The sequence below is a fragment of the Burkholderia sp. 4M9327F10 genome, assembly GCF_005503145.1.
GTDB lineage: Bacteria > Pseudomonadota > Gammaproteobacteria > Burkholderiales > Burkholderiaceae > Paraburkholderia.
In genome coordinates this window covers 1-5,807 of record NZ_SCNV01000126.1, presented here as the reverse complement: position 1 = coordinate 5,807, position 5,807 = coordinate 1, and the positions used below count along the sequence as shown (strand labels likewise).

General features: G+C 61.9%; 4 protein-coding genes. All 4 read right to left on the bottom strand.

All coding sequences use genetic code 11. From position 1 onward, the window contains the following. Positions 1 to 167 precede the first annotated feature (167 nt). The 4 genes from FFS45_RS41225 to FFS45_RS41210 are packed head-to-tail and all read right to left on the bottom strand — an operon-like array spanning position 168 to position 5,726. Complete coding sequence (locus tag FFS45_RS41225) at positions 168 to 530, bottom strand: hypothetical protein (RefSeq protein ID WP_137960316.1); 363 nt, start codon at positions 528 to 530, stop codon at positions 168 to 170. Then, a complete protein-coding gene (locus tag FFS45_RS41220; protein WP_137960315.1) occupies positions 527 to 2,410 on the bottom strand; it encodes an integrase in 1,884 nt (627 codons plus the stop codon). Before FFS45_RS41220 ends, FFS45_RS41225 begins: the two co-directional genes overlap by 4 nt. Beyond that, on the bottom strand, positions 2,407 to 4,281 hold the full coding sequence (locus FFS45_RS41215) for an integrase (protein ID WP_137960314.1): 1,875 nt from the start codon (positions 4,279 to 4,281) through the stop codon (positions 2,407 to 2,409). Before FFS45_RS41215 ends, FFS45_RS41220 begins: the two co-directional genes overlap by 4 nt. Beyond that, positions 4,278 to 5,726: a site-specific integrase gene (locus FFS45_RS41210; RefSeq protein ID WP_137960313.1), complete on the bottom strand. Its 1,449-nt coding sequence runs from the start codon at positions 5,724 to 5,726 to the stop codon at positions 4,278 to 4,280. Before FFS45_RS41210 ends, FFS45_RS41215 begins: the two co-directional genes overlap by 4 nt. Positions 5,727 to 5,807 lie beyond the last annotated feature (81 nt).

The window sequence follows — 5,807 nt, the reverse complement described above, 5'->3', positions numbered from 1 at the left end:
TGCCATCGTTACGCGCAAGAGAAAAACGATGGACATCAGCCTGAGCCTTGAAAATACTGGAATCGCCAGTCTGCGGGACGTCCATCAGATTAGAAGAAAAAGTGGACAGAACGACCGTCGGAGTGTCCATCTTCCGCCGCAAGTTTCGCATGGCGTAACGACCCGATCTAGCGCGGCTGCAAGGGCAGGACGCTACCGCCACGCAGCTCGGCCAGTTCTTTGCGCAGGCTGAAGACCTGACGCAGCAGTGCGAGTTCACGAGCCAGCGACTCGTCCAGCTGTGCCTGCAGATCTTTCGTGTTGCCCTTCGCGCGGTTCAGACGGTCGGTCAGTTCGAGCTTCGGGCGCTCGGCTACTGCGTTGGCCGCGTCGATTGCTTCGATCAGCTCGGTAAACTGCGGGCGCGACTTCTTGATGCTGCCCTTCTTGCGACCCGCCTCGATCGCCACGGTGTCGTTGTTGATACGCGCACCCTTGCGCTTCTTCAGCCGCTCGAGGGCGGCATAGTAGTCGGTCATGGTGTCGCTCATGTTCCCTCCGGTTTGATCAGTTTCTCTTGCGCCTCACTCAGTCGTTGCAGCGTCTGCGCCTCAATCCGGAATTCGACGCTCGCGCCGTCGACAGCGCGCAGCTTCTCGACCGTAGCCTGCTGCGATTTGATCACGCGCTGAAGCTTCGACGGTACGACCACGAGGTTACGGCAGTTCGATTCAAGGCAATCCAGACGCATCCAGTCGAGCGGCGTCGACTTGCACTGCTCGACGCTGGCACAGCCGCCCAGCACGGTCTCGCGGTACGCCAGTTCGCCCTTCTCGAACATCGTGACCGTCTGCTCGCGCGAGTAGACCGACACAGGCGACGCCTGCACGGCACGACTCTGCGTCCACGCTGCGTGTCCGCCGAACAACCGCTCGTCAGAGAACAGCACCTGCTCGGCGTACGCAAGGTACTCGGACAGGCCCTGCGTCTCGGCCCATTCCTTCGCGAAGTGAGTCTTATCGGTGTCGATGAAGCTCTTCGCGAACGCCGAGCCACGAGCGTAGTACAGGCTCATCTCCTGTGTGATGTGCTGCAACTGACGCTTGAGCGTCGGCAGTGTCACGAGACCGCTGCGGTGCGCGTACAGCGCGAGCGTGCGGCGAAGCTGATGACGCGTGAACGGCCACTGCTGCCCGAGCGCGTACTTCGGCTCGTCTTCCCACGCGCGGTGCATGTCGACACGTTTCAGTTCAGCGATGTCCTCGACCGTGATCGTCGGGAAGACTCGCTTGCGAAAGGCTTCGATATCAATATGTACGGTACTCGTCGCCCGGTTTGCCACGTACCCATAACGCAGACCCATCCGACAGAACAGCAGGTGCGAACCGTCCGTCCATTCGGCGTAACCTTGAACGCCGTGCGCACGGTGCGCCTCGCCCGACAGCCGTTGCGCGAGCCTGACGGCGCGAGCAGCGAGCGGGCTGGTCACCCAGCATGCGCGCTTGGGACGCCCGCCCGACAGCTTGGTCGTGATGCCCTCGATGGTGTAGTGGGTCACGCCATCCAGACGGGTCTCTCTCAGACAGTCGTACGGCAGGTTCTCTGTTTCCATCGCGCGCATGCCGGTGAACGACAGGATGACGAGTTGGCACAGCGCGCTGATCGACGCCACAAGCGCCGCCACGATATAAGGAGAGTCCTTGCACCCGAAGTGCGCAGCAGCCGTTACCAGTGCCGCGGAGACGCCCGGATTCTCGCCAGCGTACACGCGTGCGAGGTAGTCCGACAGAACGTCGGCGATGCCCTCAGCGACGCCGAGGTCGTACCCACAGGTCGACAGGAAGTGCTGGTAGATCCGCGTTGGGATGACTGGGTATTGTGAGCTTCCAGCGCGTTGTGCGAAGCGTTCGAGCAAAGGCTCATGCAGTTGGGCCAGCGGCACGCGCAGCCCTGTGGTCTCGACGCCCAGACGGTGAAGCTTCACCAGAATTGAATGAAGGCGTTGGGCCTTCATCTCCATCCCAGCTTGCGCCGCATAGTCCAGGACAACGGAGACGTTGGACAACCCCTCGTAGAGCGTAAGCTGACGTTCGGCGGCAAAGGACGTGAATTCCTTCAGGTAAACTGAACGAGATTGAAGCGTACTGGACGCCGGTACCGTATCGGTTGCTTCGTGCATCAGAAAGTACATAACCTGCTTCCACTGACGCGTAGTCGCATCTGAAACGGCGCGGCTCACACCGTCAGGCAGGTGCCCCCTGAAATGGATATGCGTGCGTCGCGGTCCAATCGTATATGCACGGATGTCCCAGGCGTCGTCACCAAACAGCGAAACGGCGTTCCCAGCCTTGTCGCGTGTGACAACCGTATCGTCTTCGACCCGATACCAGTCGGGGCGCTCAGCGCTCGGCGCGATCAGCGTGTTATTCATGCCACTCCCAGTTCGTAAAGCTGGTCGAGCTTGGCCGACCAGAAGGCGTCCAGATTCCCGTTAATATCAACCTCCTGCTCGATCTGGTAGACCAGTGTGGCGTCGCGCTTGCGTAGTTCGTCCAGCAGGAAGTCGACGCGCCGCAGCACCGCGCCGAATGATCTGTCGTACTGCTTGATCGAATCGGCACGCCCGCTCACGAGCCTGACGCAGTGACGGCAGCTCAGCAGTTTGCGGATGTCGGCGGCGTCAGCGTGCACGCGGTACTGGTCGCAGAAGAGACATCCTTCGGTCGAGCGGCAGTCAGGCTGTACGGTGACCGACGCTGCGATCGGCGCAGGTTTGTGGAATTCGATGCAGACGCCCACCGCGCTCTTGATGCTGCCCGCTGGGTCGTTGCCGGGCTTCAGCACGGTCTTCTCGACCGAAGCGAGGAACGCGCCCATCTCAGCCTTGTGTGCGGCGTCCGTGCCGTTCGAGTACGAGCGCAGCGCCGTGTCCAACGAGTGTCCCATCAGCTTGGCTGCGACGACAGGGCCGTGGTTGCTCACCGCCCAATCCTGCTTCGCCGCACGCCACTCACGTGCGCTAATGCGCGGCAGCACGATCCCGAGCGTGTCGAGTCGATCGTAAAGCCGAGCCAGAAATTGAGATGGGAGATCCATTAGCCGTCGTAGCTGTGCGTAATGCCCGACTACAATGAACAATGTGTCGCAGTCTGCGTCCTGCACCAGATACTCGCGCAACGCCAGATATGCCTTGAGCTTTGGCATGAAGCCCAGCGAGACGGTGAAGGTGACATCCCTCCCGCCTGAACGGTACTTGATCTCGCGAAACTTCTGACGCACGGCCGACGCAACTTGCAGGCTTGCGGCAAGCTCCGGGCTCCACTTCATGGCCAGAAGCTGTGCGAGATTGACGCCCGTTTCGGCCAGAAACAGCGCAGCGAAGCACAAGGCCGCCATCGAAGCGTGCGAGCGCCGGATCGGCGACTGCGTGTCCTCGTTCGCCGCCGCAAGATGTTTAGCCGTTAATCTGGCGATGGCCCACGAGCGCTGGCGAGGATTTTTAGCTCCTGCCATGCGCGTCGTGAGTTCTTCCCGGGCGCGCGGCTGCCCCGTCTCCAGATTCCAGCCAAGCAAGCCGTGCGAGTCGTCGCCTTCACTACGGTCGTGTGTGTGCGGAACAAGGCAAAGACTCTCGCCTCGCGCCGTGGTCACTCGGACCGGGTACGGCTTGAAGTCGAGCACCAGCGTGCTGATGCTGCTGAAGAGCGCGTCAGCCCACGCGAGCAAGGCGGCTTGTGCCTCGGCGTCAGGCACAGCCGTCGGCACTGACGCATGCTGTTGGTGGCGCAGCACCCTTACATCGGCGCAGAAGTCGTCGTTTCTAAAGAACTCGCGTAGCGTCGACAGCAGATTACGCTGATTGTGGCCGACGGAATTGCGGTTCAGGTTGCCCAGCGCGACCTGTTCGCGCTTCTCACGGAAGTAGTCATGAACCGCCTCCGCCGTAGCCTGCTCGTCACAGAGCACCTGATGCAAGCCCTGCCTGTCGGCCCAGTTGACGAAATCAAGCACGACGCGCAGAGCAATGTAGATCGTATTCGGACGCATCGCGCCAAGGGTTATACGCTCGGAAAGCTGCGTCATCAGAAGGCGCACGACCTTGGTACGTTCGCTGCTGAAGCTTGTGTGGTCAAAAGTGCGTCGCGTGCGCTGCGGGCTCGACGTGTCACGCGTCAGGTAGCAGATCTGCCCGATATCGGAACGGTTGTTAATGCCTTCCCACTTGAGCAGCGCGCGCTCGGGGTGCAGCAGCGTCGTGCCCTCCGCGAGCGGCATGCGTACTTCGTCGTACTGGCGGCTCATGCTGCCACCGCAGTGTCCAGGGTGCGCGTGACTAGCGTCGATAGGTGCGCGCCCCAGCCGTCCTGGACGGCGTCGAACAGCTTGCGATTCTCGCGGTAGCTGAGGTAGCCCTCGGTCGTGGACAGCCGCGCGTGCCACATCAACTGCCGCAACTGATCGAGCGCCCGCGTGTACTTCGTCTCATTCGCTGTCATCGCGTCGACCATGTTCAGTCCGAAGGTTGCGCGGAGGTCGTGGAAGCTGAACTCGTACCTGGGGTTGCCGAGCTGTACGCGCATCATGGGCAACAGCTCGTCCTTGATGAACTGGCGCACGGCCTGACCAGTCTTGACGTGGCGGCGCACCTGCGGGCCAGTGCTGACCGGGCCGCGCGACTCACGATTCTCGTAGAGCGGCGCACCGCGATGGCTGAGAAAGAGCGACTGGTCGGGGTGGTCGCCGCCGTCTGCCAGTTGGCGACGCTTGCGAGCACGTTCGCTGTGCACGTAGATGTATAGCCGCTCGTAGAAACTGCGCGGCAGGTGCAACACGCCCTTGACACCGCCCTTCGTGTCGATGCCCGTACCCGGCCCGCAGGCGAGACGGATGTCGTCGCCGTGAAACTCGCCCGGCTTGCGCATTACGTGTTTCGCGCGCACGGTCAGTACCGTCTGGATGCGAGCGCCCGTCAAAAGCGCGAACAGATGAACGAGCGTCATCTCGGTGTTGCCGAGAGCGGCTAACGATTCAAGCAGCACCGACTGCTCGGAAGAGGGGAGCGGGCGCAGGCGACTGCCGTCCTGAATGCGATCGTCCCACGGGTCTTCTGCGCGCCGACCGCTGATCGACAGGTCGGTGGTCTTGACCTCGACCACGCTGCCGAAGCCCTTCTGGTCCTTGAACTCGATGAAACGGTCAGACTCGACCCACGGCGCGTTCGCGGGCCTGAAGCCTGCTTCGGTCATGAGCCAGCGATAGAAGCGCACCGCAGCGCCCATACGACGCTTGGCGACGCCCGGAGACAGTTCTCCCGACTGCACGGCCAGCTTGATCGAGGCGCTATAGCGGTATGTCGGACGTTGCCGCTTGTTCACGGGGAACGTCAGCCAGTCGATATCCTCATCATCCAGATAACGACGGAACGCCGCCAGATCGTCTGCGACGCTCGCGAATGTCAGCATGTTGGGCGACGACTTCGACTCCATCATATCGATGAGCCAGACGTTCGCCTCAGCCCACGGCGCGCCGTCAGCGAGCCGGACAACAGGGAAGAGAGGGAAGGTGCCTGCGATCCATTGCGGGCGTGCGTCGCGGCGCTTGCCGGTGTCGGGGTTTGCGAGCGGAACCGTGTGATAGATGGTGCCGCCCTCGGGCGTGGTGATGCTGACCGGCGTCGCGCCGGGAGTGTCGCGGTCAACGACCTCGGTCAGTGCCAGTTGCCGGATGGTGGTTCGTCTTGCCGTCATCGCCCAGATCCTCATACCGTGTTCGTGGCCGTTTTAAAACAGCCTGAGAGTATCGGCAAATCGTTCTTGGCTTGCGCATAC

Bases quoted from the DNA above. Each gene is read 5' to 3' on its own strand.
- FFS45_RS41225 (WP_137960316.1), bottom strand. From the start codon at position 530: ATGAGCGACACCATGACCGACTACTATGCCGCCCTCGAGCGGCTGAAG.
- FFS45_RS41220 (WP_137960315.1), bottom strand. From the start codon at position 2,410: ATGAATAACACGCTGATCGCGCCGAGCGCTGAGCGCCCCGACTGGTAT.
- FFS45_RS41215 (WP_137960314.1), bottom strand. From the start codon at position 4,281: ATGAGCCGCCAGTACGACGAAGTACGCATGCCGCTCGCGGAGGGCACG.
- FFS45_RS41210 (WP_137960313.1), bottom strand. From the start codon at position 5,726: ATGACGGCAAGACGAACCACCATCCGGCAACTGGCACTGACCGAGGTC.